This window comes from Streptomyces sp. NPDC048434, from assembly GCF_043200375.1.
GTDB lineage: Bacteria > Actinomycetota > Actinomycetes > Streptomycetales > Streptomycetaceae > Streptomyces.
Window position 1 is genome coordinate 82,683 of sequence record NZ_JBICXQ010000013.1, and the last position, 23,515, is coordinate 106,197.

The 23,515-nt window shown below is 70.1% G+C and carries 19 protein-coding genes; 6 read left to right on the forward strand and 13 right to left on the reverse strand.

Annotated elements, in window-relative coordinates:
- Nucleotides 1-127: 127 nt before the first annotated feature.
- Complete coding sequence (gene mgrA / locus ACGFWI_RS17315; RefSeq protein ID WP_393906797.1) at nucleotides 128-1,159, reverse strand: L-glyceraldehyde 3-phosphate reductase; 1,032 nt, start codon at nucleotides 1,157-1,159, stop codon at nucleotides 128-130.
- A 140-nt stretch (nucleotides 1,160-1,299) separates the two neighbouring features.
- On the opposite strand from mgrA, the gene ACGFWI_RS17320 reads away from it, so the two are divergent.
- The 4 genes from ACGFWI_RS17320 (at nucleotide 1,300) to ACGFWI_RS17335 (ending at nucleotide 6,710) form a co-directional block, all read left to right on the forward strand.
- A complete protein-coding gene (locus tag ACGFWI_RS17320; protein ID WP_393906914.1) occupies nucleotides 1,300-2,079 on the forward strand; it encodes an isoprenyl transferase in 780 nt (259 codons plus the stop codon).
- A gap of 588 nt (nucleotides 2,080-2,667) precedes the next feature.
- Nucleotides 2,668-3,990: a PhoH family protein gene (locus tag ACGFWI_RS17325; protein WP_393906798.1), complete on the forward strand. Its 1,323-nt coding sequence runs from the start codon at nucleotides 2,668-2,670 to the stop codon at nucleotides 3,988-3,990.
- 403 nt (nucleotides 3,991-4,393) lie between these two features.
- On the forward strand, nucleotides 4,394-5,095 hold the full coding sequence (locus ACGFWI_RS17330) for a transglycosylase SLT domain-containing protein (protein WP_393906799.1): 702 nt from the start codon (nucleotides 4,394-4,396) through the stop codon (nucleotides 5,093-5,095).
- A 127-nt stretch (nucleotides 5,096-5,222) separates the two neighbouring features.
- Nucleotides 5,223-6,710, forward strand: a complete 1,488-nt coding sequence (locus tag ACGFWI_RS17335) for an AI-2E family transporter (protein ID WP_393906800.1) — start codon at nucleotides 5,223-5,225, stop codon at nucleotides 6,708-6,710.
- An 81-nt stretch (nucleotides 6,711-6,791) separates the two neighbouring features.
- On the opposite strand, the gene ACGFWI_RS17340 is transcribed toward ACGFWI_RS17335, so the two are convergent.
- Nucleotides 6,792-7,325: an alkyl hydroperoxide reductase gene (locus tag ACGFWI_RS17340; protein ID WP_244418910.1), complete on the reverse strand. Its 534-nt coding sequence runs from the start codon at nucleotides 7,323-7,325 to the stop codon at nucleotides 6,792-6,794.
- A 32-nt stretch (nucleotides 7,326-7,357) separates the two neighbouring features.
- Complete coding sequence (locus ACGFWI_RS17345) at nucleotides 7,358-7,912, reverse strand: peroxiredoxin (RefSeq protein ID WP_393906801.1); 555 nt, start codon at nucleotides 7,910-7,912, stop codon at nucleotides 7,358-7,360.
- A 132-nt stretch (nucleotides 7,913-8,044) separates the two neighbouring features.
- Here ACGFWI_RS17345 and ACGFWI_RS17350 point away from each other — a divergent pair, with 132 nt between their 5' ends.
- Nucleotides 8,045-9,004 (forward strand): LysR substrate-binding domain-containing protein, encoded by a 960-nt coding sequence (locus ACGFWI_RS17350; protein WP_393906802.1) that lies wholly within the window; start codon nucleotides 8,045-8,047, stop codon nucleotides 9,002-9,004.
- Between the two features lie 100 nt (nucleotides 9,005-9,104).
- Here ACGFWI_RS17350 and ACGFWI_RS17355 read toward each other — a convergent pair whose 3' ends face one another.
- From ACGFWI_RS17355 to ACGFWI_RS17380, 6 genes are all read right to left on the reverse strand, one after another.
- Nucleotides 9,105-9,704 carry a dihydrofolate reductase family protein gene (locus ACGFWI_RS17355; protein WP_393906803.1) on the reverse strand — a complete coding sequence of 200 codons (600 nt, stop codon included), beginning with the start codon at nucleotides 9,702-9,704 and terminating at the stop codon, nucleotides 9,105-9,107.
- Between the two features lie 57 nt (nucleotides 9,705-9,761).
- Nucleotides 9,762-12,179 carry an FtsX-like permease family protein gene (locus tag ACGFWI_RS17360; RefSeq protein WP_393906804.1) on the reverse strand — a complete coding sequence of 806 codons (2,418 nt, stop codon included), beginning with the start codon at nucleotides 12,177-12,179 and terminating at the stop codon, nucleotides 9,762-9,764.
- Nucleotides 12,176-12,865 (reverse strand): ABC transporter ATP-binding protein, encoded by a 690-nt coding sequence (locus ACGFWI_RS17365; RefSeq protein WP_393906805.1) that lies wholly within the window; start codon nucleotides 12,863-12,865, stop codon nucleotides 12,176-12,178. The genes ACGFWI_RS17360 and ACGFWI_RS17365 overlap by 4 nt, the downstream gene beginning before the upstream one ends.
- Nucleotides 12,862-13,386, reverse strand: a complete 525-nt coding sequence (locus tag ACGFWI_RS17370) for a PadR family transcriptional regulator (protein WP_393906806.1) — start codon at nucleotides 13,384-13,386, stop codon at nucleotides 12,862-12,864. The genes ACGFWI_RS17365 and ACGFWI_RS17370 overlap by 4 nt, the downstream gene beginning before the upstream one ends.
- Nucleotides 13,387-13,447: 61 nt before the next feature.
- Nucleotides 13,448-13,714 (reverse strand): hypothetical protein, encoded by a 267-nt coding sequence (locus ACGFWI_RS17375; protein ID WP_393906807.1) that lies wholly within the window; start codon nucleotides 13,712-13,714, stop codon nucleotides 13,448-13,450.
- Nucleotides 13,715-13,778: 64 nt separating this feature from the next.
- Nucleotides 13,779-14,750, reverse strand: coding sequence for an SPFH domain-containing protein (locus ACGFWI_RS17380; protein WP_393906808.1), 972 nt, complete (start codon nucleotides 14,748-14,750; stop codon nucleotides 13,779-13,781).
- Nucleotides 14,751-15,057: 307 nt separating this feature from the next.
- On the opposite strand from ACGFWI_RS17380, the gene ACGFWI_RS17385 reads away from it, so the two are divergent.
- Entirely contained in the window at nucleotides 15,058-17,328 is a 2,271-nt protein-coding gene (locus ACGFWI_RS17385) for a transglycosylase domain-containing protein (protein WP_393906809.1), read from the forward strand.
- A 77-nt stretch (nucleotides 17,329-17,405) separates the two neighbouring features.
- On the opposite strand, the gene ACGFWI_RS17390 is transcribed toward ACGFWI_RS17385, so the two are convergent.
- From ACGFWI_RS17390 to ACGFWI_RS17405, 4 genes are all read right to left on the reverse strand, one after another.
- On the reverse strand, nucleotides 17,406-18,869 hold the full coding sequence (locus ACGFWI_RS17390; RefSeq protein ID WP_393906810.1) for a catalase: 1,464 nt from the start codon (nucleotides 18,867-18,869) through the stop codon (nucleotides 17,406-17,408).
- A gap of 186 nt (nucleotides 18,870-19,055) precedes the next feature.
- A complete protein-coding gene (locus tag ACGFWI_RS17395; protein WP_393906811.1) occupies nucleotides 19,056-21,659 on the reverse strand; it encodes a SpoIIE family protein phosphatase in 2,604 nt (867 codons plus the stop codon).
- 90 nt (nucleotides 21,660-21,749) lie between these two features.
- Nucleotides 21,750-22,433 carry a class I SAM-dependent DNA methyltransferase gene (locus ACGFWI_RS17400; RefSeq protein WP_393906812.1) on the reverse strand — a complete coding sequence of 228 codons (684 nt, stop codon included), beginning with the start codon at nucleotides 22,431-22,433 and terminating at the stop codon, nucleotides 21,750-21,752.
- Nucleotides 22,434-22,643: 210 nt separating this feature from the next.
- Nucleotides 22,644-23,387, reverse strand: coding sequence for a DUF402 domain-containing protein (locus ACGFWI_RS17405; protein WP_393906813.1), 744 nt, complete (start codon nucleotides 23,385-23,387; stop codon nucleotides 22,644-22,646).
- Nucleotides 23,388-23,515 lie beyond the last annotated feature (128 nt).

Genomic DNA, 23,515 nt, shown 5'->3' on the forward strand with positions numbered 1-23,515 from the left:
CGGCCGGTCCGTGCACCGGCGACGCCGTCACCCGTGGAGAGCGCCGGGCACCCCGGGGGAGCGCAGGAACCCCGGCCGCACGGCACACCCCGGTGACGGCGTTCGGCCCGTTCCGCCGGGCCGGGCGCTACCGCCGCGCCCAGATGTTCACGCCGTCCGTCGTCTTCGCGAACTCGTCGATCTCGGCCAGCTCGGCGTCCGTGATCCCGGGGGCGTCGAGGGCGGCGATATTGGCCTCCAGCTGGGCGACGCTGCTGGCGCCGATCAGGGCGGAGGTCATCCGCTCGTCGCGGAGCACCCAGCCCAGGGCGAGCTGGGCCAGCGACTGGCCGCGGCGGGCCGCGATGTCGTTGAGGCCGCGGAGGCGGCGTACGACCTCGTCGGACAGCAGGTCCGGGTCCAGGGACTTGCCCTGGGAGGCGCGCGAGCCCTCGGGGATCCCGTGCAGGTACTTGTCCGTGAGCATGCCCTGCGCAAGTGGTGCGAAAGAGATGCAGCCCATGCCCTCGGCTTCGAGGGTGTCCAGCAGCAGATCGTCCTCGGTCCAGCGGTTGATCATCGAGTACGAGGGCTGGTGGATCAGTGCGGGTACCCCCATACCGCGCAAGATTCCGGCCGCTTCACGGGTCTGGTCGGCGTTGTAGGAGGAAACCCCGGCATACAGGGCCTTGCCCTGCTGGACGGCGGACGCCAGCGCGCCCATCGTCTCCTCCAGCGGGGTGTCCGGATCGAAGCGGTGCGAGTAAAAGATATCGACGTAATCGACGCCCATCCGCTTCAGTGAGGCATCCAACGACGAGAGGAGATATTTCCGCGAACCCCATTCTCCGTAGGGGCCGGGGTGCATCAGATATCCGGCCTTCGTCGAGAGAATCATCTCGTCGCGGTAGCCGCGGAAGTCCTGCGCGAAGATCTTTCCGAAGTTCAGCTCGGCGGACCCGGGTGGCGGGCCGTAGTTGTTGGCCAGATCGAAGTGGGTCACGCCCAGGTCGAAGGCGCGGCGCAGGATGTCCCGCTGGGAGCTCAGGGTGCGGTCATCCCCGAAGTTGTGCCAGAGTCCAAGGGAGATGGCGGGGAGTTTGAGTCCACTGCGACCCGTTCTCCGGTACTTCATCGAGTCGTAGCGGGAATCCGCTGCGCGGTAGTCGGTGCCAGTCATGCTCATCTCCCTATCACGTACTTGTGACCTACCTGATTGGGCTGTCGACACAGCCGAGAAGTAAAGTTGCCCACTTGAGGCGACGGGGCGACCGCCATTGGCACGGAGGGGCTGGACCACACATGCTGCGATCTTCCGGGATGCGCATCCCTTATCCGCCTGCACTGCGCAATCTGGTCTACCGGCTGTACGCGCGCAGGGTGGAGGGTCGCCTGGATCACACCCAGGTGCCCAAGCACATCGGCGTCATCCTGGACGGCAACCGGCGCTGGGCGCGGGCCGACGGGCGCACGACCGAGCAGGGCCACCAGGCCGGCGCGGCCAAGATCAGTGAGCTGCTCGGCTGGTGTGAGGAGACCGACGTCGAGGTGGTCACGCTCTGGCTGCTGTCGACGGACAACCTCGACCGGCCCGAGGCGGAGCTGAAGCCGCTGCTGGGCATCATCGAGAACACCGTCCGCGATCTGGCCGCCGACGGCCGCTGGCGGGTGCACCACGTCGGCAACCGCGATCTGCTGCCCCCCGCCACCCAGGAGGTGCTCAAGGGGTCCGAGCAGGCCACCCGTGACAACACCGGTGTGCTGGTGAATGTCGCGATCGGCTACGGCGGCCGGCAGGAGATCGCTGATGCGGTGCGCTCGCTGCTGCTGGACCACGCCGAGCGCGGCACCTCCTTCGAGGAGCTCGCCGAGATCGTCGACATCGATCTGATCTCCGAACACCTCTACACCCGCGGCCAGCCCGACCCGGATCTGGTGATCCGTACGAGCGGCGAGCAGCGGCTGTCGGGCTTCATGCTGTGGCAGAGCGCCCATTCGGAGTACTACTTCTGCGAAGTTTTCTGGCCGGCGTTCCGGAAGGTCGACTTCCTGCGTGCCCTGCGCGACTACGCCGCCCGGCACCGGCGCTACGGCTTCTAGGGAGCGCCCGACGGGCGGGGCCGGACAGGCTCTGGGCCCTCCGCTTCGTTCCGCCAGGCGAGTTGCTTTTGCACCCCATGCGTCCGCTACATCCCTGATGTCCTTGACGCCCCGATGTCACAGGGCGTCACCAGGCCCCGCCGGTCCCATGCACCGCTGGCGGGGCCTCTTCTGACGCAGCTTCCTCTCGGGTATCACCTTTGCGTCGACGGCGCCCGGCGAGCACGTGTAACCCAAGGTTCACCGACCATGCGTCATATGCCGTGGCATGGCTACGCGGGTTCGAGGGAATATCCCTTCCAGGTCGGCGTCCGGAACAAGCCATCAGGCGCCGCATCTCAGCGGACGGCATGGGGCCGTCCGCCCGGGAGGCCCTTTGCACATCACGGAGGTCCGTGCGCACCGCACGGTCGACGCGGAGGGCCGGTGCTCGGCCCGCGCATTGTGGTCCGAGCCCGGTCCGGTCACTAGATGGCCGGGGTTCTCGGGGACGCCGCCCAGCGGTAGCTGGACGAGCGGTGGCCCCGGGAGAACACCGCCCCGCGACGCCGTCGCACCCCAACCTCATCCGAGGGGGTTCGTCCACCCGTGGTGAACATCAAGCAGCGCCGTGAGCACGACCGGCGCACTTATGTCGTTGACACCAGTGTGCTGCTGGCGGATCCAGGCGCCATGGCCCGCTTCGACGAGCACGAAGTCGTGCTGCCGGTCGTCGTGGTCACGGAACTGGAGGCCAAGAGGCACCACCCCGAGCTCGGCTACTTCGCGCGGCAGGCGCTGCGTCTGCTGGACGAGTACCGGGTGCAGTTCGGGCGGCTGGACGCGCCCATCCCCATCGGGGATCTCGGCGGGACACTCCGGGTCGAGCTGAACCACTCCGACCCCGGAATCCTGCCCGCGGGCTTCCGGCTCGGTGACAACGACTCGCGGATCCTCGCCGTGGCACGCAATCTGCAGGCCGAGGGGTACGACGTCACGGTCGTCTCCAAGGATCTGCCGCTGCGTATCAAGGCGTCCTCGGTCGGGCTGCTGGCCGAGGAGTACCGCGCCGAGCTGGCGATCACCGACTCCGGCTGGACGGGGATGGCCGAGCTGACCGTCTCCGCCGAACAGATCGACGACCTGTTCGCCGCCGAGACCGCCGACGTACCGGAAGTCTCCGAACTTCCGGTGCATACCGGACTTGTGCTGCAGTCCGATCGCGGCAAGGCGCTCGGCCGGGTCACCGCGGAGGGTGCGGTCCGGCTGGTGCGGGGCGACCGGGAGGCGTTCGGGGTCCACGGCCGCAGCGCCGAGCAGCGGATCGCGCTGGATCTGCTGCTGGACCCGGACGTCGGCATCGTCTCGATGGGCGGCCGGGCCGGTACGGGCAAGTCGGCGCTGGCGCTGTGTGCGGGCCTGGAGGCCGTATTGGAGCGCCGGCAGCACCGCAAGGTGATGGTGTTCCGCCCGCTGTACGCCGTCGGCGGGCAGGAGCTGGGCTATCTGCCGGGCAGCGAGGCGGAGAAAATGAGCCCCTGGGCCCAGGCCGTCTTCGACACGCTGTCCGCGGTGACCAGCAAGGACGTCATCGAAGAGGTGGTGGGGCGCGGCATGTTGGAGGTGCTGCCGCTGACCCATATCCGCGGGCGTTCGCTGCATGACGCGTTCGTCATCGTGGACGAGGCCCAGTCCCTGGAGCGCAACGTCCTTTTGACGGTTCTGTCCCGTATCGGCGCCAACTCCCGAGTCGTGCTGACCCACGACGTCGCGCAGCGCGACAACCTCCGGGTCGGGCGGTACGACGGAGTGGTCGCGGTCGTCGAGAAGCTGAAGGGACATCCGCTGTTCGCTCACGTCACGCTGAACCGCTCGGAGCGTTCGCCGATCGCGGCACTGGTGACCGAATTGCTGGAGGACGGCAGGATCTGACCGGTTGTGAACACAGCGCCGCCCGGCAAAAGCGAAGGAGCTTAGCCGGGCGGCGCAGTGCTGCGAGTGGATATCCGAAAATCATTTGCCGTAAACGAGGTGTGAGCTTTCACACCCAGTGGGGAATTGCCTCCCGGCGTCCCGGTCGGGCAGAGTCTGGGTCCTGTCAGGCCCCGCATACGGCATCAAGCACCCCCAGCGGTGTGCAGAACCAACGAACTTCATAGCGATGCGCCGTATGCCGCCCGAGCACCACGCGGACCCCGAGGGGGACGTACCGGGCCAGTGCCTCCCGTGACCAGTCGGACCCCTTCAACAGGGCCCGGAACAAGGGGAGACCAGCGTCAGGGGCACGATTGCGCCCGCGAGGTCACCTATGTGGGCGATGCTGGAAGGAAATCGTGTGAGCCGGATCTCGGTCCGGGGATTCGCCGTGGCATCCGCCACCGCGGTCACCACCGTCGGCGCCGTGGTCGGCGTCGCTGCAGGCAACGAGCCCGCCTCGGTCGGCAACACCGAGGCCACCGCTGCCGACGCGACGATCGCCGACATTCCCGCGGGCGCACAGGCCCAGGTGCAGACGGCTTCCCTGACACAGCAGGCGGACGACCAGTCCACCCAGGCGGACACGGCAGCGCTGAAGTCCGCTCAGGAGTCGGCCCGTAAGGCTGCTGCTGAGACCGCGAAGAGCAAGAAGGACGCGGCGGACGAGGCGAAGGCCAAGAAGGAAGCCGACGCGCGCAAGAAGAAGGAGCTGGCCGCGTCCCGCTCCTCGTCGCGCGACGTGGGCGACCTCCTCGGTAAGAGCTCGTACTCCATTTCCGAGACGCAGGCCATCGCGCGGCAGATGATGGCCGGCGACCAGTTCCAGTGCTTCAGCAACATCGTGGACCACGAGTCCGGCTGGAACTACAAGGCCACCAACGCCGGCTCGGGCGCCTACGGGCTCGTGCAGGCGCTGCCCGGCTCCAAGATGTCCTCGGCGGGCTCCGACTGGCAGACCAACCCGGCCACCCAGATCAAGTGGGGGCTGAACTACATGAACGACCGCTACGGCAGCCCCTGTGGTGCCTGGTCGTTCTGGCAGGCCAACAGCTGGTACTAGGCCCGCCGGCAGTACCACCGCACTTCCGAAACCCCCGAACGCGGCAGCGTCGGGGGTTTCGTGCGTCCGGCGCAGGTAACGTCATGCCCGTCAGATTGTGGCGCGTGGGAGGGGAAGAGGAAGGAACATGTCCAGATTGCCTCAGTGGGTCGGTGGCCTCGGCACCGGTCTGACGCGGCTCTCGCAGCGGCTGGAGGAACAGCGCCGCCGCGCGGAGGCCGCCGCAGTGGCCGTCGACCCGGAAGAGCTGAGGCGTGCCGGGCACGCGGACGCCCCCGTGGCCGACGACTCCCCGGCGCGCGACGGTGCGCTGAGCACGCTCACCGTCCCCCGTACGCAGCTGCCGGAGGCGAAGGACGGGGTGCCGCACCCCGCGACGGAGCTTGTCTCACCGTCCCCCGAAGCCGTACCGCCGGAGAACGTCCCCCCGCCACCGTCCTACGCCCCCGCGGTCGCGGCCCGCCCGGACCCGGTCGCCGCGGTGCCGTGGGGAGTTCGGGTCGCCGCCGAGGCGGGCTGGCGGCTGCTGGTGCTGGCCGCCACGCTGTGGGTCCTCGCGCGCGTCATCACCACCATCGAACTGGTGGTGCTCTCCTTCATCGCGGCGACGCTGATCACCGCGCTGCTGCAGCCCACCGTGGGCTGGCTGCGTCAGCGCGGGCTGCCGCGCGGGGCGGCCACCGCGCTGACCTTCATCGGCGGGTTCGTCATCATGGGCCTGGTCGGCTGGTTCGTGGCGTGGCAGGTCCAGGACAACATCGACTCGGTCTCCAGCCGCATCCAGGAGGGCATCACCGAGCTCAAGGGCTGGCTGCTGAAGAGCCCGTTCCATGTGACCGAGTCTCAGATCAACCACATCGCCAAGAACCTGCAGGACGCGATCGGCGCCAACACCGAGGCCATCACCTCGGCCGGCCTGGAGGGCGTCACCGTCGTCCTCGAAGTGTTCACCGGCATCCTGCTGGCGATGTTCACCACGCTCTTCCTGCTCTACGACGGCCCGCGGATCTGGAACTGGCTGCTCAAGCTGGTCCCGAGCGCGGCACGCGAGGGCGTGGCGGGCGCCGGGCCGCGGGCCTGGCGGACGCTGACCGCCTATGTCCGCGGCACGGTGGTCGTCGCCCTGATCGATGCCATCTTCATCGGTATCGGCCTGTACTTCCTCAATGTGCCGCTGGCCGTGCCGCTCGCCGTCTTCATCTTCCTGTTCGCCTTCATCCCGCTGATCGGCGCGGTGGTCTCGGGCGCGCTGGCGTGTGTCATCGCGCTGGTCGCCAATGGCGTGTTCACGGCCCTGATGGTGCTGGCGGTCGTGCTGGCCGTCCAGCAGATCGAGGGCCATGTCCTGCAGCCGTTCATCCTGGGCCGGGCGGTACGGGTCCATCCGCTCGCGGTGATCCTGTCGGTCGCCGCGGGCGGGCTGATCGCGGGCATCGGCGGTGCGGTCGTCGCGGTGCCTCTGGTGGCGGTCACCAACACGGTGGTCGGCTACCTGCGTTCGTACTCCCGGGAACAGGCGGTACGGATGTCGGTGGCCCCACGCGGCGCCACCGCGATCTCGGTGGCGCCGACCCCGCCCCCGGTGTCGCGCCGGCCCGAGGAGCCCCCGGCGTAGTCCCACCGGCCCCTGGACGCACAGAACCCCGCAGACGTCATGTCTGCGGGGTTCTGTCGGTGTGCGTCGCGCGTGCCGTGCTTACTCGGCGAGCGCGGCCTCGGCGTCGAGGGTGGCGCCGACGGCCTGCAGGACGGACGCGATCTTGACGGCCTCCTGGATCGTCTCGCGGTCCACGCCGGCCTTACGGAGCACCTGCTCGTGCGAGTCCAGGCACATGCCGCAGCCGTTGATGGCCGAGACGGCCAGCGACCACAGCTCGAAGTCGACCTTGTCCACGCCCGGGTTGCCGATGACGTTCATCCGCAGACCGGCGCGCAGGTTGCCGTACTCCGGGTCCGACAGCAGGTGCCGGGTCCGGTAGAAGACGTTGTTCATCGCCATGATGGCGGCGGCCGACTTGGCGGCGGTGTACGCCTCGGGGGAGAGGTTCGCCTTCGCCTCCGGCTCCAGCTCGCGCAGCACCTTCGGCGAGCGCGAGGCGATCGCGCAGGCCAGCACGGTGCCCCACAGCTGCTGCTGCGGGAGGTCGCTGTTGCCGATGACCGAGCCGAGGTTCAGCTTCAGGTCCTTGGCGTAGTCCGGTACGGCGGACTTCAGTTCGTCGAGAGCCATGTCAGATCAGCCTCCAGTTCGCTAGCTGAGATTCACTCGCCCGAGAGGAGCGCGACCGGGTCGAGGGTCTCGTCGCCCTTGGACCAGTTGCAGGGGCACAGCTCGTCGGTCTGCAGGGCGTCGAGGACCCGCAGGACCTCCTTGGGGTTACGGCCGACGGAACCGGCGGTCACCATGGTGAACTGGATCTCGTTGTTCTGGTCGACGATGAAGACGGCGCGCTGCGCGAAGCCGTCCTCGCCCTCGATGCCCAGGTCGCGCATGAGCTCGCGCTTCGAGTCGGCGAGCATCGGGAAGGGCAGGTCGGTCAGGTCCGGGTGGTCCTTGCGCCAGGCGTGGTGCACGAACTCGGAGTCGCCGGAGAAGCCGAGGACCTGGGCGTCACGGTCGGCGAACTCGTCGTTCAGCTTGCCGAAGGCGGCGATCTCGGTGGGGCACACGAAGGTGAAGTCCTTGGGCCACGCGAACACGATCTTCCACTTGCCCTCGTAGGTCTTGTGGTTGATCTGCTCGAACTCCTGGCCCTGCTCCAGCGAGACGCAGGCGGTCAGGTCGAACTCGGGGAACTTGTCTCCGACAGTGAGCACGTACTCTCCTTGTTGCGCGGAAAGTCCCTTTTGAGGTCTTTCCGTGAGGCTTGGACGGGTTACACAGTGCCACAGGGGACATTGATCAGGGAAATAGCTAGACTGGTTGATGTTGATCGGAGGTGGTTATCAGTGGCTTCACCGGCGCATCAGGGCGGCCGGCCACGCCAGCCCAGCCTGGCCCAGCTGCGGGCGTTCGCGGCGGTGGCCGAGTATCTGCATTTCCGCGAGGCGGCGGCCGAGATCGGTATGAGCCAGCCCGCGCTGTCCGGGGCGGTCTCCGCGCTGGAGGAGACCCTCGGAGTGCAGCTGCTGGAGCGTACGACGCGCAAGGTGCTGCTGTCGCCCGCGGGGGAGCGGGTGGCCGCACGGGCCCGCACGGTCCTGGAGGCCGTCGGCGATCTGATGGAGGAGGCGGAGGCGGCCCGCGCGCCGTTCACGGGCGTGCTGCGGCTCGGCGTCATCCCGACCGTCGCCCCGTATCTGCTGCCCGCCGTCCTGCGGCTGGTCCATGGGACCTACCCCGACCTGGACCTCCAGGTGCACGAGGAACAGACCGCCTCCCTCCTGGACGGCCTGTCCCACGGACGCCTCGACCTGCTTCTGCTCGCCGTGCCGCTCGGCGTCCCCCAGATCACCGAACTCCCGCTCTTCGACGAGGACTTCGTCCTGGTCGCCCCCAAGGAGCACTGGCTCGGCGGCCGCGGCGACATCCCGCGCCAGGCGCTCCAGGAACTGGACCTGCTGCTGCTCGACGAGGGCCACTGTCTCCGCGACCAGGCCCTGGACATCTGCCGGGAGGCCGGCCGGGACGAGAACACCCCCGTGACGACCAGCGCGGCGGGCCTGTCCACCCTGGTGCAACTGGTGGCCGGCGGGCTCGGCGTGACGCTGCTGCCACGCACCGCGCTACGGGTCGAAACCGGCCGCAACGACCAGCTCACGACCGGCTACTTCGCCGATCCGGCACCCTCGCGACGGATCGCCCTCGCCATGCGGACGGGCGCCGCACGCCAGGGGGAGTTCGAGGAGTTCGCGGGGGCACTGCGCAAGGCGTTGCGGGGGTTGCCGGTGCGGATGCTGGGGGGATGAGGGGCGGCGCGCCGTCACCGGGACTGCGCCCGGCGCGCTCCGCGCAGGGCCGGGTCCACCCGTGCGCGAAGGCGCCGGCCCTGCGGCGCTCCGGCAGTTCTCAGGCCGTGCCGGCCCGGTCGTACGTCAGGAAGGCCGCGCCGCTCTGGAGGACCGTGTGCTCGGTCAGCTCCCAGGCGCGGGGGTCGAAGGCGGTGTCGCGGGAGAAGAGCGGGATGCCGGTGCCGAGGGTGAGCGGGCTGAGCTTGACGATCAGCTGGTCGATCTCCGGGTAGAGCACACCGGCCAGTTCGCTGCCGCCCAGCAGCCAGATGTCCTTGCCGTCCGCGGACTTCAGCTCGCGGGCCTTTGCGACCGGGTCGGTGGCCACCAGCTCCACCGCCGGGTCCGGGCTCTGCGTCATGGTCCGGGAGAAGACGAGGTGCCGCAGGTGCGGGTAGGCGTCGGGGATGCCGGCCCGGAGGCCGATGTCGTAGGTGCGCCGGCCTTCCAGGACGGTGTCGAAGTGCGTTCCCTCGTCGGTGATGCCGAGCGCCGACCTGGCCTGGACGGGCAGGATCTCGGGGAGTTCGGCGGCCAGATGCTTGAGGTAGTCGTCGGCGATCGGCCAGAAGCCGTCCGGGCCGGTGGGGTCCGCGCCGTCAGGGCCGGCGAGGAAGCCGTCGAGGGTGGAAGCGATGCAGTAGACGAGTCGGCGCATGAAGGGTCCCCCTTGGGCAGTTGATGGGCACTGCTGTGGCGAAATGATCTCGCAGATTCATTCCGTACGCAGCCCATCCGGCCGCATCATCCGCCACAGCGGCGGCAGGCTCAGCAGCGTCACGAAGAGGATCATGCCGCCGCCGATACCGGTCATCCCCGCCACCACCGGCCAGTCGACCCTCACGGGGTTGTCGATCATCGTCAGCAGCAGCGCCCCCAGCGCCAGCCCGCAGCCCAGCGCCAGGCCCAGCCCGAGCGTGACGGGGAGGGCGGTCTGCCACAGCACCGACCAGCCCAGGGTGGCGCGGCGGGCGCCGTACGCATCGAGGGTGGACAGCAGCCGGCGGCGCTCGGAGAGCTGCTCGACGGTGGAGATGATCAGGCCCGAGCCGATCAGCAGCAGGGTGAGGACGGCGCCGGCGAACAGGCCGTCACGGACGCTGGTGTACTGCGCGTCATGCGGATTGTCGATGGCGGAGAACTCGTTCATCGTCGGGTCGATACGGGCCACGGTGTTGCGGATGTACTCCACGGCGTCCGGGGTGCCGCGATCGAAGTCGAGCTTGAACTCCGTGGTGGGGTGGCTGAGCCGGCCGGTGTCGATCGCGGAGGGCGTGGCCAGCAGGTCGTACGAGACGTGGTCGGGGTCGCGTTCGCGGTCGAGGAGCCGGGCGACGCGGGCCGCCGTGGGGATCGTCCAGGGGTGCGGGGTCTGCGGATCTTCGTCGGTGTACGGGGTGTTGAGGCTGATCCTCGCGCCGGGTGCGAGGGCGGCGTCCCGGTCCGTGGCATCGGTGAGGAACACCTCGCCGTCCCGGCAGGAGTCCAGACGGGCCAGACGGCGCAGCTCGGCGCAGCTGCCGACGGCGAGCGTCGAGGGCGGTGCGCCGGACGCGGACTGTCCGGCGGCCGGCAGCCGGCCGATGTTCGCGTCGATCGTGCCGCGGACCGCCGTCACCCCGGGGGTGGCACGCAGCGCGGTGAGCGCCCGCTGGGTGTGCGGCCAGCCGTGGGCGTTGCCCCACAGGCCGATCCGCGGGAGCTTGCCGGACTCCGCGTACGCCTGGGCGTATCCGGTCTGCATACCCGTCATGAGCATATGGATCGCGATGGCACCGGCCACCGCGACGGTGATGCCGCTGACCGCACGGGTGGCCGAGCTGCTGTTCAACTGCAGTCGGCGGACGGCCAGTTGCCAGGGAACCGGGCCGCCGCGCAGTCGGCCGACCACCGCGTCCACCAGCCAGGGCAGCAGGACGGTGACGCCGAACAGCAGCAGCATCGAGCCGGTCGCGAGCCGGACGGTGTTGAGCGGGGTGTCGCTCCAGGGCCGTTCCCAGGCCAGCGGCACCAGCAGCAGGGTGCCCACGGCGGGCAGCGCCACCCGCCACCACAGCCGGCGGCGGAGCGCGGGGCGGTTGCGGACGATGCCCAGCGGCTCGATGGTGATGCCGCGCTGTGCGAACAGCGTCACCAGGACCGCCGCCGTCGGCACCAGCACGGCGATCAGGGCGGCGGCGAGCGGGGCGGGGGTCACGTCCGAGGGGAAGACATTGACGTCCCACAGCGTGACCGCCGAGGTGAACTGCCGGCCGCCCAGAAACAGCGCGCCGCCTCCCACCAGCCCCAGCAGCGAACCGAACAGCGCCTCACCGGAGGCGATCCGGCGGGTCGTACCGACATCGGCACCGACCAGCCGGAGCGCGGCCAGCCGGCGCTCGCGGCGCTCATTGCCGAACCGTACGGACGTGCCGATGAAGACCATCACCGGCATCATCAGCGTCACACACGTCATGACCAGGAGGAGCACGACGGGCGCCCGCATCGGCGGTGGCTCCCAGTCCTTGCCGAAGTGGTCGATGCGATAGCCGTCGGCCTCGGCGAGGGTGGCGCTCTGCGCGAGGTAGGTGAGCTCCTGCGGCCCGCGCAGACCGTCGTCGCCGATCACACCGGCCACTTTGTAGTGCAGCCGGTCGCGCAGCAGCGCACCCTGCGGGGAGCCCAGCAGCTCCTTGAGCGCCGGGGAGACCAGCATCCGTCCGGGGCCGGGGAGTTGGCCGATGCCGGGAGGTACGGGCGGATGCGCGCCGTCCGGGCGCACCAGGCGGCCGCGGATCGGCGCACCGCGGAAGGTGGTGTCGGCCGAGGTGTAGAGCATGGTGCGGCCGGAGCGCGGCGGAGGGTGCAGCCGGCCCAGGTTCTCCCGGGCCTTCTCCCGGCCGTGCCAGGAGTCCAGCAGGGGCGGTACGGACGAGCAGAGCAGCAGGACGGCCACGCCCAGGGCGACGCCGGCGGCGGTCAGCGCCGTACGGATCCAGCCCTCGCGGCCGCCGCCGGCCGCGAACCGCATCCCCATCACGAGGTCCCGGGCCCAGGCCGCGGGGCCGGTGCGCGGTGCGGCGAGCGGGTCGCGGGGTGCGGGCGCGCGGTCGCCGGCGTGGCCGCTGCCGGTGTGCGGGCGCGGCAGGCTCATAGCAGGCCCGCCAGCATGTCCTTCACTTTGCCGTCGCGGACCACGATCTCCCGGTCGGAGTAGGCGGCGACCCGGGCCTCGTGGGTGACCAGGACGACCGCGGCGTTGGTGTCCCGGGCGGCGTCGGTCAGCAGGGTCAGTACACGTTCGCCGTTCAGCGAGTCCAGGGCACCGGTCGGCTCGTCCGCGAAGATGACCCGCGGCCGGGTGACGAGGGCGCGGGCGACCGCGATCCGCTGGCTCTGGCCGCCGGATATCTCGCCGGGCCGCTGGCCGTGCACCTTCTCGACCTCCAGCCGCTCCAGCCACTCGCGGGCCTGCCGCTCGGCCTCCTTGCGCTTGGTGCCGTTCAGCCGCAGCGGCAGCGCGACATTCTCCAGAGCGGTCAACTCCGGTACCAGCTGGCCGAACTGGAAGACGAAGCCGAAGTCGGTACGGCGCAGGGCGCTGCGCCGGCCGTCGCTCAGTGCGGTCAGGGTGTGCGGGCCGTAGCGGACGGTGCCGGCGTCCGGACGGATGATCCCCGCGAGGCAGTGCAGCAGGGTCGATTTGCCGGAGCCGGAGGGGCCCATGACGGCCACGACCTCACCCGGGTGGAGGGAGAACTCCGCGCCGTCCAGCGCCGGTGTCACCCCGTAGGTCTTGTACAGCCCCTCCGCCGCGAGCAGGGATCCCTCCGGCGTCATCCGCGGACCGCTTCCGCCAGCTTGTCGAGCCGGGCGGCGGTCAGCTCCAGCCAGCGCAGATCGGCTTCGAGATGGAAGAGCGCGTGGTCGCAGATCAGCTGGTCGGCGAGGTCGCCGGTGCGCTTGCGCTCGGTCAGTCCGCGCATCAGCCGCAGATGTTCGGCGCGCTGGGCGTCCAGCAGCTCGGCGGCGTCGCGGCCGGTCATCAGGGCCAGGACGATCTTGGTGTAGAGCGTCGACTGGAGGTACGGCTCGGGCTTCTCCGGCCGGGCCAGCCACTGGGCGACATCGGTGACCCCGGCGTCCGTGATCGCATACCGCTTGCGTTCCGGGCCGGCGCCGGCCTCCACGGCGTCCACCTCGACCAGGCCGTTCTTCAGCAGCCGGGACATCGTGGAGTAGACCTGCCCGTAGTGCAGCGGCCGGTCCTGGCCGAAGCGTTCGTCGAAGGCCCGCTTGAGGTCGTAGCCATGGCGGGGACCGGACTCCAGGAGGCCCAGCAGCGTGTGACCGATTGACATGCCGGTCACCTTACTCGTGGGTGTCCTGCCGGTGTATACGCGTGCCGTATAGACCGGGTGCCTAGTCGTCCTTCCGTTCCTTGGGCGGCCGCCCGCGCCGCGGAATCGCCCCCGTCCCGCGGGGTAGCCGCCCCGCCTCCGACAGCGCCTTGCGCAGCAGGAACTCGATCTGTGCATTGGCGCTGCGCAGCTCGTCGTCGGCCCACCGTGCCAGCGCGTCATGGATCAACGGGTCCAGCCGCAGCAGTACCTGCTTGCGCTGCTGCGGCCGTCGCGCGGGGGCCCGCCCGCTCTCGGCGTCGGGCCCCTCGGGGTGGTCGGTGCTCATGCCGGAGCCTCGCTTCGCCCGGCCCCGCCGCCGCTCGGCGCGCGCCTCTTCGTGGTTCGCCCGCTCACTGGTAGAGGGAGCCCGTGTTCAGGACCGGCTGGGCGGCCCGGTCGCCGCACAGCACCACCATCAGATTGCTGACCATGGCCGCCTTCCGCTCCTCGTCCAGCTCGACGATGCCCTGCTGGCTGATCCGGTCCAGCGCCTGCTCGACCATGCCGACCGCGCCCTCGACGATCTGCTGGCGGGCCGCGACCACCGCGCCGGCCTGCTGCCGCTGCAGCATCGCGGAGGCGATCTCCGGGGCGTAGGCGAGGTGGCTGAAGCGGGACTCGATGATCCGTACGCCGGCGGCCCGGACCCGTGCGGTCAGTTCGAGGGCGAGCTTCTCGGTGATCTCCTCGGCGTTGCCGCGCAGCGACAGGGCGTCCTCGTCGTGCGCGTCATAGGGGTACTCGATGGCGATGTGCCGGACGGCCGCCTCGGTCTGGGTGGCGACGAACTCCAGGAAGTCGTCGACCTCGAAGAGTGCCTGTGCGGTGTCCTCGACCTGCCAGACCACGATCGAGGCCAGCTCGATCGGGTTGCCGTAGGCGTCGTTGACCTTGAGGACCGCGGTCTCGTGATTGCGCACCCGGGTGGAGATCTTCCGGGCGGTGGTGAGCGGGTTGACCCAGCGCAGCCCGTCGGTGCGGATGGTGCCGGCATAGCGCCCGAAGAGCTGGATGACCCGGGCCTCGCCGGGCGCGACCATCTTGACGCCGGTCATGCAGAAGAACGAGCCGAGCAGCAGCAGGACGCCGACGATGACCATCGGCGCGGCGACCGCGTCGTTGCCGCCGGAGCCGAGTATGCCGCCGACGCTGATCACGGCGATGCCCAGTGCGACGCCGAGCACGGTCAGCAGCAGGGCCACGCCGCCCGGAATGCTGTGCGCCGAGAACTCGCGGACCTGCGGACGGGGCATCTCGGGAGCGTCGACGGCGAGGTCACCGTCGGGGCCGGCGGCGCGGTCGGCCGGTGTCTGATCGGACATGGAATCCCCGTTTCTCCAAGTGCGGCACGTGATGTCGGCCGCACTGCGTGATGTCACTGGTCTAGCAAAGTGATAGCACTTTAAGCCTCGGACCCGCCCGGTGTCCAGGGGTCGTACAGGGGCCGGCCTGCGGTAAGTCCCCAGGCGAGGCCGTGGCGACGCGCAAAACCCACCCCCTGGTTCCGTCGTGCCGGGTGCTGTTTGTCACGTCAGGAAAAGCCTTGATCGATGAGTATTTGTTGACAGATGCGGTGTTAGCTTCAACAGCTGAGTTGCTGGGGGCGGAACGACTGGAGTTGCTGTAGCGATGGGCCGAGCGGAAGCGAGACGGGCGCGGCAGAAGAGCGCCCGCCGAGCCAAACCGAAAGACAAGAAGTCCGGCATACGCCGCTTCTTCACCTGGAAGAAGCTCCTCGGAGCATTCCTCGGGGTGTGCCTGCTGGGCATCCTCGGCTTCATCGGCCTGTATCTGTACGTGGACATCCCCAAGGGCAACAACGAAGCCAAGCTGCAGAGCAACGTCTACAAGTACGCCAATGGCAAGGTCATGGCGCGTACCGGTCTGCGCAACCGCGAGAACGTCCCGCTCAACCGCATACCCAAGGACGTCCAGCGCACCTTCGTCGCCGCCGAGAACAAGAACTTCTTCCACGACTCCGGCGTCGACCTGATGGGCACGATGCGCGGCATCTTCAACACGCTGATGGGCCACGGCAAGCAGGGTGGTTCGACGATCACCCAGCAGTACGTCAAGAACTACTACCTGAGCCAGGAGCAGACGGTTTCCCGCAAGCTCCAGGAGATCGTCATCTCGCTCAAGGTGGACAACAAGTTCAGCAAGGACGACATCCTCGCCGGCTACATCAACACCAGCTACTACGGCCGCGGCGCCTACGGCATCCAGGCCGCCGCACAGGCCTACTACGGCGTCGACGTCGAGAAGCTCACCGTCTCGCAGGGCGCCTACCTGGCCTCGCTGCTCCAGGCGCCGAGCCAGTACGACTGGACCAGCGCGACCCCCTCCGGGCGGAAGCGGGTCCAGGAGCGCTGGGCCTACACCCTCGACAACATGGTCGAGATGAAGTGGCTCTCCGCCGAGGACCGCCGCAAGCAGACGTTCAACAGGCCGAAGGCCCCCAAGCCGCCGCCCGGTGTGAGCGGTCAGAACAGCTACCTCATCGAGCAGGCCAAGCAGGAGCTCTTCGCCCAGGGCGTCGACGAGAAGCAGTTCTCGGCCGGCGGCTGGACGGTCACCCTCGGCATCGACAAGAACAAGCAGAAGGCGCTGGAGAAGTCCGTCAAGCGCAAGCTGCTCGACGACCTCGACGCCAAGAAGCGCAAGGTGGACGGGGACGCCCAGCTCGGGGCCACCTCGGTGGACCCCAAGACCGGCCACATCGTGGCGATGTACGGCGGCGAGGGCCCGCCGAAGCACTACCGGAACAACGCCACCCGCACCGACTACCAGGCAGCCTCCACCTTCAAGCCGCTGATCCTGGCCTCGGCGATGGAGAACAACGCGGCCACCCAGGACCGCGTGCCGATCACCCCGAACACGATCTACGACGGCCGTAACCGCCGTCCGGTCGTCGGCGGCAACATCGCCTTCGCGCCGCCCAACGAGGACGAGCGCGAGTACGGGAAGATCAGCGTCCAGACGGCGACCAACAACTCCGTCAACGCGGTCTTCGCGCAGATGGGCGCGGACGCCGGCCTGGACGCGGTCAAGAAGACCGCGGTCAGCCTCGGCATGTCCGACACGATGGACGTCAAGCCCGCCATGACCCTGGGCACCATGGGCGCCAGCCCGCTCCAGATGGCCGGGGCCTACGCCACCCTCGACAACCACGGCAAGAAGGTCACCCCGACGCTGGTCACCCGGGCCTCGCACAGCATCAACGGGGTCGACACCAAGGTCCCGCTGAAGAACCCGATCGGTGACCAGGTGCTCAGCCCCAAGACCGCCGACACCGTCACCTCCGTCCTGACGGGTGTGGTCAACGACGGCACCGCCTCACAAGCCGTGAAGAACACCGCCTACAAGGCGGCCGGTAAGACCGGCACCTCCGACGACGACAAGTCGGCGTGGTTCGTGGGCTACACGCCCAAGTTGGTCACCGCCGTCGGCATGTTCGGCGAGTCCCCTCAGGGCGGCCGGCAGGTCACCCTCAAGGGCACCGGTGGCGACGGCCGGGTCAACGGCGGCGGCTACCCGGCCCGGGTGTGGGCGGACTACACCGAGTCGGCGCTGGGCGGCAACACCGGCGCGGACTTCGAGCTGGACACGGACCTCGGCGCCGGGGTGCCCCCGACCCCCACCCCGACCCCGAGCCACTCGACGTCGCCCAGCCCGACCCCGTCCCAGACGCCGAGCGATTCGCCGTCGCCGACCCCCTCGACGCCGAGCGGGTCTCCCTCGCCGTCCCAGAGCGGACGGCCGAGCCCGCCCCTCCCGTCCGACTCCGGCTCGCCGAACGGCGGGGTGGACGGCGGCGCCGGCGGTGACGGCAACCCGACCGGCGGCAATGGGAACGGCGCCGGCGGCAACAGCGCCGACAGCCTGCCCGGCTTCCACTGACGCCGCTGCGAGCGCACCGCACCGCGGCCCCCGCCTCTCCGGCGGGGGCCGCGGTGCTTGTGCGGAGCGGTGGCGCCTCAGCCGCCGTTCACCTTGTGGGCGATCCGGTCGCCCACGTTCTTGTCGATGTTGCGCCAGTACTGGAGCGCGCGGTCCAGCACCGGACGGCTGACGCCGTTCAGGAGATGGCCGGACACATTGCTGACGAGCCGGTCGCGGGCCGCGTCGTCGAGGACCTGGCGGACCATCGTGCCCGGCTGGCCGAAGTCGTCGTCGTCCCGGCGCAGCGTGTAGGCCTCGCGCACCATCTTGCCGCCGGTCTCCCAGCCCGCGGGCTCCCCGTAGCGCAGGGTGTCCGCCGCCGGGCCGCCGTAGCTGTTCGGCGCGTAGGGCCGGGCCGTGCGGGCCGGCTCGTACCGCATCGGGCCGTCCTTCGCGTACGAGTGGACGGGGACGTGCGGCCGGTTGGGCGGCAACTGCGCATAGTTCGGGCCGATGCGGTAGCGGTGGGTGTCCGCGTAGGAGAACAGCCGGCCCAGCAGCATCTTGTCCGGCGACGGGCCGATGCCCGGCACCATGTTGGACGGTTCGAACGCCGCCTGCTCGATGTGGACGAAGTAGTCCTCCGGGTTCTTGTTGAGCGTCATCCGCCCGACCTCGATCAGCGGGTAGTCGCCGTGCGGCCACACCTTGGTCAGATCGAACGGGTTGAACCGGTAGTCCGGGGCGTCCGCGAACGGCATGACCTGCACATACAGCGTCCACGACGGAGCATTGCCGCCGTCGATGGCCTCGAACAGATCGCGGCGGTGGTAGTCGCCGTCCTCGCCGGCGATCCGGTCCGCGTCCTCCTGGGTGAGGAAGTCGATGCCCTGGTCGGTCTTGAAGTGGTACTTGATCCAGAACTTTTCGCCGCCGGCATTGACCCACATGTAGGTGTGCGAGCCGTAGCCGTTCATGTGGCGGTAGGTCTTGGGAATGCCGCGGTCGCCCATCAGCCAGGTGACCTGGTGGGCGGACTCCGGCGACAGCGTCCAGAAGTCCCACTGCATGTCGTTGTCGCGCATCCCGTTGTCCGGGCGGCGCTTCTGCGAGCGGATGAAGTCCTGGAACTTGATCGTGTCCCGGACGAAGAAGACCGGGGTGTTGTTCCCCACCAGGTCGTAGTTGCCGTCCTCGGTGTAGAACTTCAGGGCGAAACCACGGGGGTCGCGCCAGGTGTCGGGGGAGCCCTGCTCACCCGCGACGGTCGAGAAGCGGGCCAGCATCTCGGTGGTCTTGCCCGGCTGGAAGAGATCCGCCGTGGTGAACTGGCTGACGTCATTGGTGACTTGGAAGAAGCCGTAGGCGCCGGCGCCCTTGGCGTGCACCACCCGCTCGGGGACCCGTTCGCGGTTGAACTGGGCCATTTTCTCGATGAGGTAGTGGTCCTGGAGCAGGATGGGGCCGTCCGGACTCACAGTGAGTGAGTGCTCGTCGCTCTCCACCGGAATGCCGGCGTTGTTCGTCGTGCGCGGGACGTTTTGCGCGGTGCTGGACATGGAGGAGTGCCTCCTGTTTCGACGACTGGGAGTAGGGGTCGGTCAGTCCCGAATTGGGGCGGTCAGTCCCTTACATCCACCCAAGCAGTCAACTACCCCGACGGCACGTCGGCAAAAGTTGGACCCCGTCCGATCCCAGACGGGGTCCAATATGTGGGATGCGGCGGCCGGGCGACCGCCCGGGCGTCAGCGGAGCGGGGCTCCCGGAGGCATCGTCAGCTCGAACCAGACGACCTTTCCCATGCTCAGACGGGTCGCGCCCCAGCGCCGCGCCATCCGGTTGACGAGATAGAGGCCGCGCCCGCCCTCGTCCGACGGCCGGGCCTGGCGCAGCCGCGGCAGCTGCGGAACGTCGTCCCCGACCTCGCAGCGCAGTACGTCCGTTCGCAGCAACCGCAGCGTGATCGGCCGCTCCGCATACCGCACCGCGTTCGTCACCACCTCGCTGACCAGCAGCTCCAGCTGGTCGGTGAGCTCGTCCAGGCCCCAGCGCGCCAGCGCCCGCCGGGCCAGCCGGCGGGCCTGCCCGGCCGTCTGCGCCTTCGGGTCCAGATACCAGTACGCGACATCGCTCGGCGCGATCCCGTCGAACCGGGCCGCCAGCAGCGCGATGTCGTCATCGCGGTCGCCGGGCCCCAGCATGTCCAGCACCTCGTCGCACAGCGGCTCCAGCGGCGGCGGATTGGGACCCGTCAGCCGGGCCGTCTCCGCCAGCCGCTCCCGCAGCTGCTCGATACCGGTCCATACGTCCCGGATCCGCGACTCGACCAGACCGTCGGTGTACAGCACGAGCGTCGCGCCCGCCGGGGCGTCCAGCTCCACCGCCTCGAAGTCCACCCCGCCGACGCCGATCGGCGCACCCGACGGCACCCGCAGCACCTCGGCGCGCCCGCCGCGGTGCAGCATCACCGGCGGCGGATGCCCCGCGTTGGCGATGGTGATCCGGTGCGCCACCGGGTCGTACACCGCGTACATGCAGGTCGCCATCCGGTCCGTACCCAGCCGCTGCGCCTGCTCGTCGAGGTGGTGCAGCACCTCCTGCGGCGGCAGATCCAGCCCCGCCAGGGTCTGCGCGGTCGTACGCAACTGGCCCATGATCGCGGCCGAGGTCATCGAATGCCCCATGACATCGCCGACGACCAGCGCCACCCGGCTGCCCGGCAGCGGGATCGCGTCGTACCAGTCACCGCCCACCCGGGCCGTCTCGGCGGCCGGCAGATAGCGGCTGGCCAGCCGGACCCCGGTCGGCTGCGGCAGCGAGTCCGGCAGCATCGTGCGCTGCAGCGCATCGGCGATATACGCCTCCCGGCCGTAGAGCACCGCCTTGTCCACGCCCAGCGCGGTGTGCGTCGCCAACTGCGCGGCCACCAGCAGATCGTCCGGCTCGAACGCCGGCCGGTCCGGGCGGCGCAGGAACACCGCCGCACCGATCACCCGCCGACGGCCGCGCAGCGGCGCCAGGATCACCCGGTGGCCGCCGGGCAGCCGCGGATCCGGACCCAGCAGTTCCGGCAGCGCCGTCCGCGCCGCCTGCGCCTCGCCGAACAGCGGCCGTACGCCCCGCAGTACCTCGGCCAGCGGGCCGCCGGGCTCCACCTCGGCCAGCTCCGCCGCGCTGCCGCCCATCGCCGGGCCCAGGTCGGGCTGCGCGGGCAGCACCGGCAGCCGGGCGCCGTTGGTGTCCGGCTCCTCCGGGATCCGGTCGGTACGGCGCAGCCGCAGCACCACCGGGCCGGTCGGGCGCTCATCACCCACCGGCAGCGGATCACGCAGATAGACGAGGATGGCGTCGGCGAACGTCGGCACCGTCGCCCGGCACAGCCCGAGCACGATCTCGTCGAGGTCGATCCCGCGGGCGATCCGCCGCGTCGCCGCCCCGATGAAGCGCAGCCGGTCGCCGCCGGCCTGCCGGGCCGCGGCCACCTCACCGCTCTCGCCCGGATGCGCCGAGCGGGCCGGGGGAGCGGACGGCGGGCCCTGCGGCGGGCCGGCCGGGCCGGGCACCTGGGCCGCGGTGGTCTCCCCGGCAGCCGGCCGCGACGTCTCACTGTGGTCACCCGAGCCCGCTGACCGTCCGGTGTGCGGCGCCGGCGACTGCCCCGGCACCGTCCCGCCCGGCTCGCCGCCGCGCGACCGCGACCGGCCGCCGCCACCCGGACCGCCGCCCTCACGCGGCCGCCCGATGCCCTCGCCGCCGTGCCGCGGGCGCTGCCCGTGGTGCGGCTCCTCGCCCGGCTCCGGCGCCTCGGCACGGCTCACCGCGCCCTGCGCAGCCCGCCGTCCGGCCCGGGCCGTCTCCCGCCCCGCGTCCGCCGCCCCGCCCGGCCGTCCTCCCGCAGGCATGGCCACCTCCCCGTACGTGTCGCCGTACGCCTCCCCGTACGGGATCGAGACGTCCCGTGCGGCGGCATGACCGCCGCTGTGAGCGGCGCTGTGATCACTGGTGCGCCCGTCGGTGTGGCCCGCGGCAGCGCCGTCCGCGTCCGCCGACGGGTCCCGCCGCGCCGCGCCGTGATCCACGGCCGGCTCGTCATCGTGGTGGCCGGCCGACGGACCGGCCGAGGCCGTGACGGCGACACCGGCGAGACCTATGTCGTCACCGCCGCGCACCGCGAACCCGGCGCCGGGCACCGGAGTGAACCCCGCCGCGGCGGGCTGCTGCAGTGCGCTGCGCGGGTCGGGAACCGCGCCGAACGGCGCCGTCCCGGCCGGTCCCCGAGCAGGGGACGCCGAGGGCGCGGCGGTCGAGGCCGACCGCCGCGATTCGTGGGAGGTGGGGTGCTCCGTCACGCGTGGGATTCCATCCGTCCGGGGCTGTGCGCCCGACGCGCCGCGTTCCGAGCGCGCCGCCCGTGCGGGACGCGCCCAACGCGCTGCGTCTCAGGCACGTCGCAGGTGCAGAAAGAGCTGGATCTCGGGTGGTACGTCCGTACTCGACGGGGCGTAGGCATAGGCATCCTCCCCGACGACGTCGAAACCCGCGTCGTGCACGACCCGGCGCAGGTCGTCCCGCAGGTAACCCGATACCCGGATCGAGTTGCCCAGGAACGGAATGGTGAAGTCGTCCACATCCGCCTCGACCATGGACAGGGCCAGCAGCCCCTCGGGGCGTAGCAGATCATGGAGCATGCCCAGTGCGTAAGGGATTTCCGCACGGGGCAGCATCAGAAGCGAGAAATAAGCGGTGATTCCGTCGAAGGAGCCGGGGCCGCCGAGCCGGCCGCCGCGCAGATCGGCGATGTCCAGCCGGTGGAAGTCGGCGTCCGGGGCGTTCTCCCGGGCCAGTGCGACCATCGAGGGGGAGAGATCGATTCCCACGACGCGGTGCCCGGCGTCCGAGAGTTGGCGGGCGGTCGGCAGGCCCGTACCGCATCCGAGATCCAGGATGCGCGAGCCGGCGGGCAGGGTTTCGGCCAACCAGGTGCCCGAGGCGAGCTGGCCCTCCTTGTGGGGGAACGCGTCGTCGTACCGGTCACCGATCGCGTCGAACGCCTCGGCCTGGCCGGCCCGGTCCAGTGCTAACCGGTTCAGCCCCTCGTATCCGTCGTAGTGAGTTGCACTCACGACCTCGCCCCTCCTGCGACCGCGGTCAAGTTCGTTTTCCCGTTCTGGAGTTGCGCCTGTGCAGTCTTGCGGAGGACGATCCTACGTTTGAAGACCCGGGGCGCAGCAAGGGGGCTCGGCCCCGCTCCTCGCCCCGCAGAAAACTGCCGGGCCCATAGGCGCACCTTTCCACGGTTCGCCTCCTTCACTCACGTCTTTCACTTCACTCCCTCACGACCGCAAACGATCCGGTGCGCGGTCCCAGTTGTCCGGGAGCCGGGGGACCCCCCAGGCCGGATCGGGCCGCCAGTCCTCCCAGCCGTCGGCGTACGGCTCACGCCAGGCCGTGATCTGTGCGATCGCGTCCCGGCCCGCCGACCTGACCTCGGCGGCCTGTGCGTCCGTCATCAGCCCGTCCCGCTGCGCCTGCGCGAACTCGTCCTCGTCCCGCCACTCCCAGTGCCGGTCCGGGTAGACGCAGATGTCGAGAAAGTGGTCCTCGGAGTCAATACCGTCCGCCCAACGGCGGCGCGGCTCCTCCAGATTGACGTACCAGTTCTTGAACTGCCAGCCACGTTCCCAGAACAGCCACACCGACCAGGGGTCGCCGGGGCGGGCCAGTTTCAGCACACCGGTGCCGAACCACTGGTCGTGGGCGGTCCGGCGCGGTTTGGTGTAGCGGGTGGGCAGCGGCTCGCGGTGCACCGGTGTGCCGTCGGCGAGCACCGGCTTGATACAGGGCGTGCCCGGCGCCATCCACACCGCCAGCAGCTCGTCGGTGTCCTGGACAACGGTCATCGGACGACAGATGTGGAACCGTCCGGCGTCGGCATTGTCGCGATAACGCCAGAGGACATGGTCCCCCGGCGCCCAGTGTGACGCTCCCGCCACACCGTCCGCCGCCCGCCTCGCCCCGGCCGTCCCGCGTCCGCCGGGCGTCTCGCCTTCCGTCGTGTCCACCATGTCCGCTGTCATGCGCAGATCTTAGAGGCGCGGCATGACGCGCGCCGTGACATGAGCCGCACCGGGCGTTACAGGCGTGATAATGCGGGCCGCCCCCGGAACCCGCGCCGCAACAGGAACCACCCCTTGGAACAGGGGCG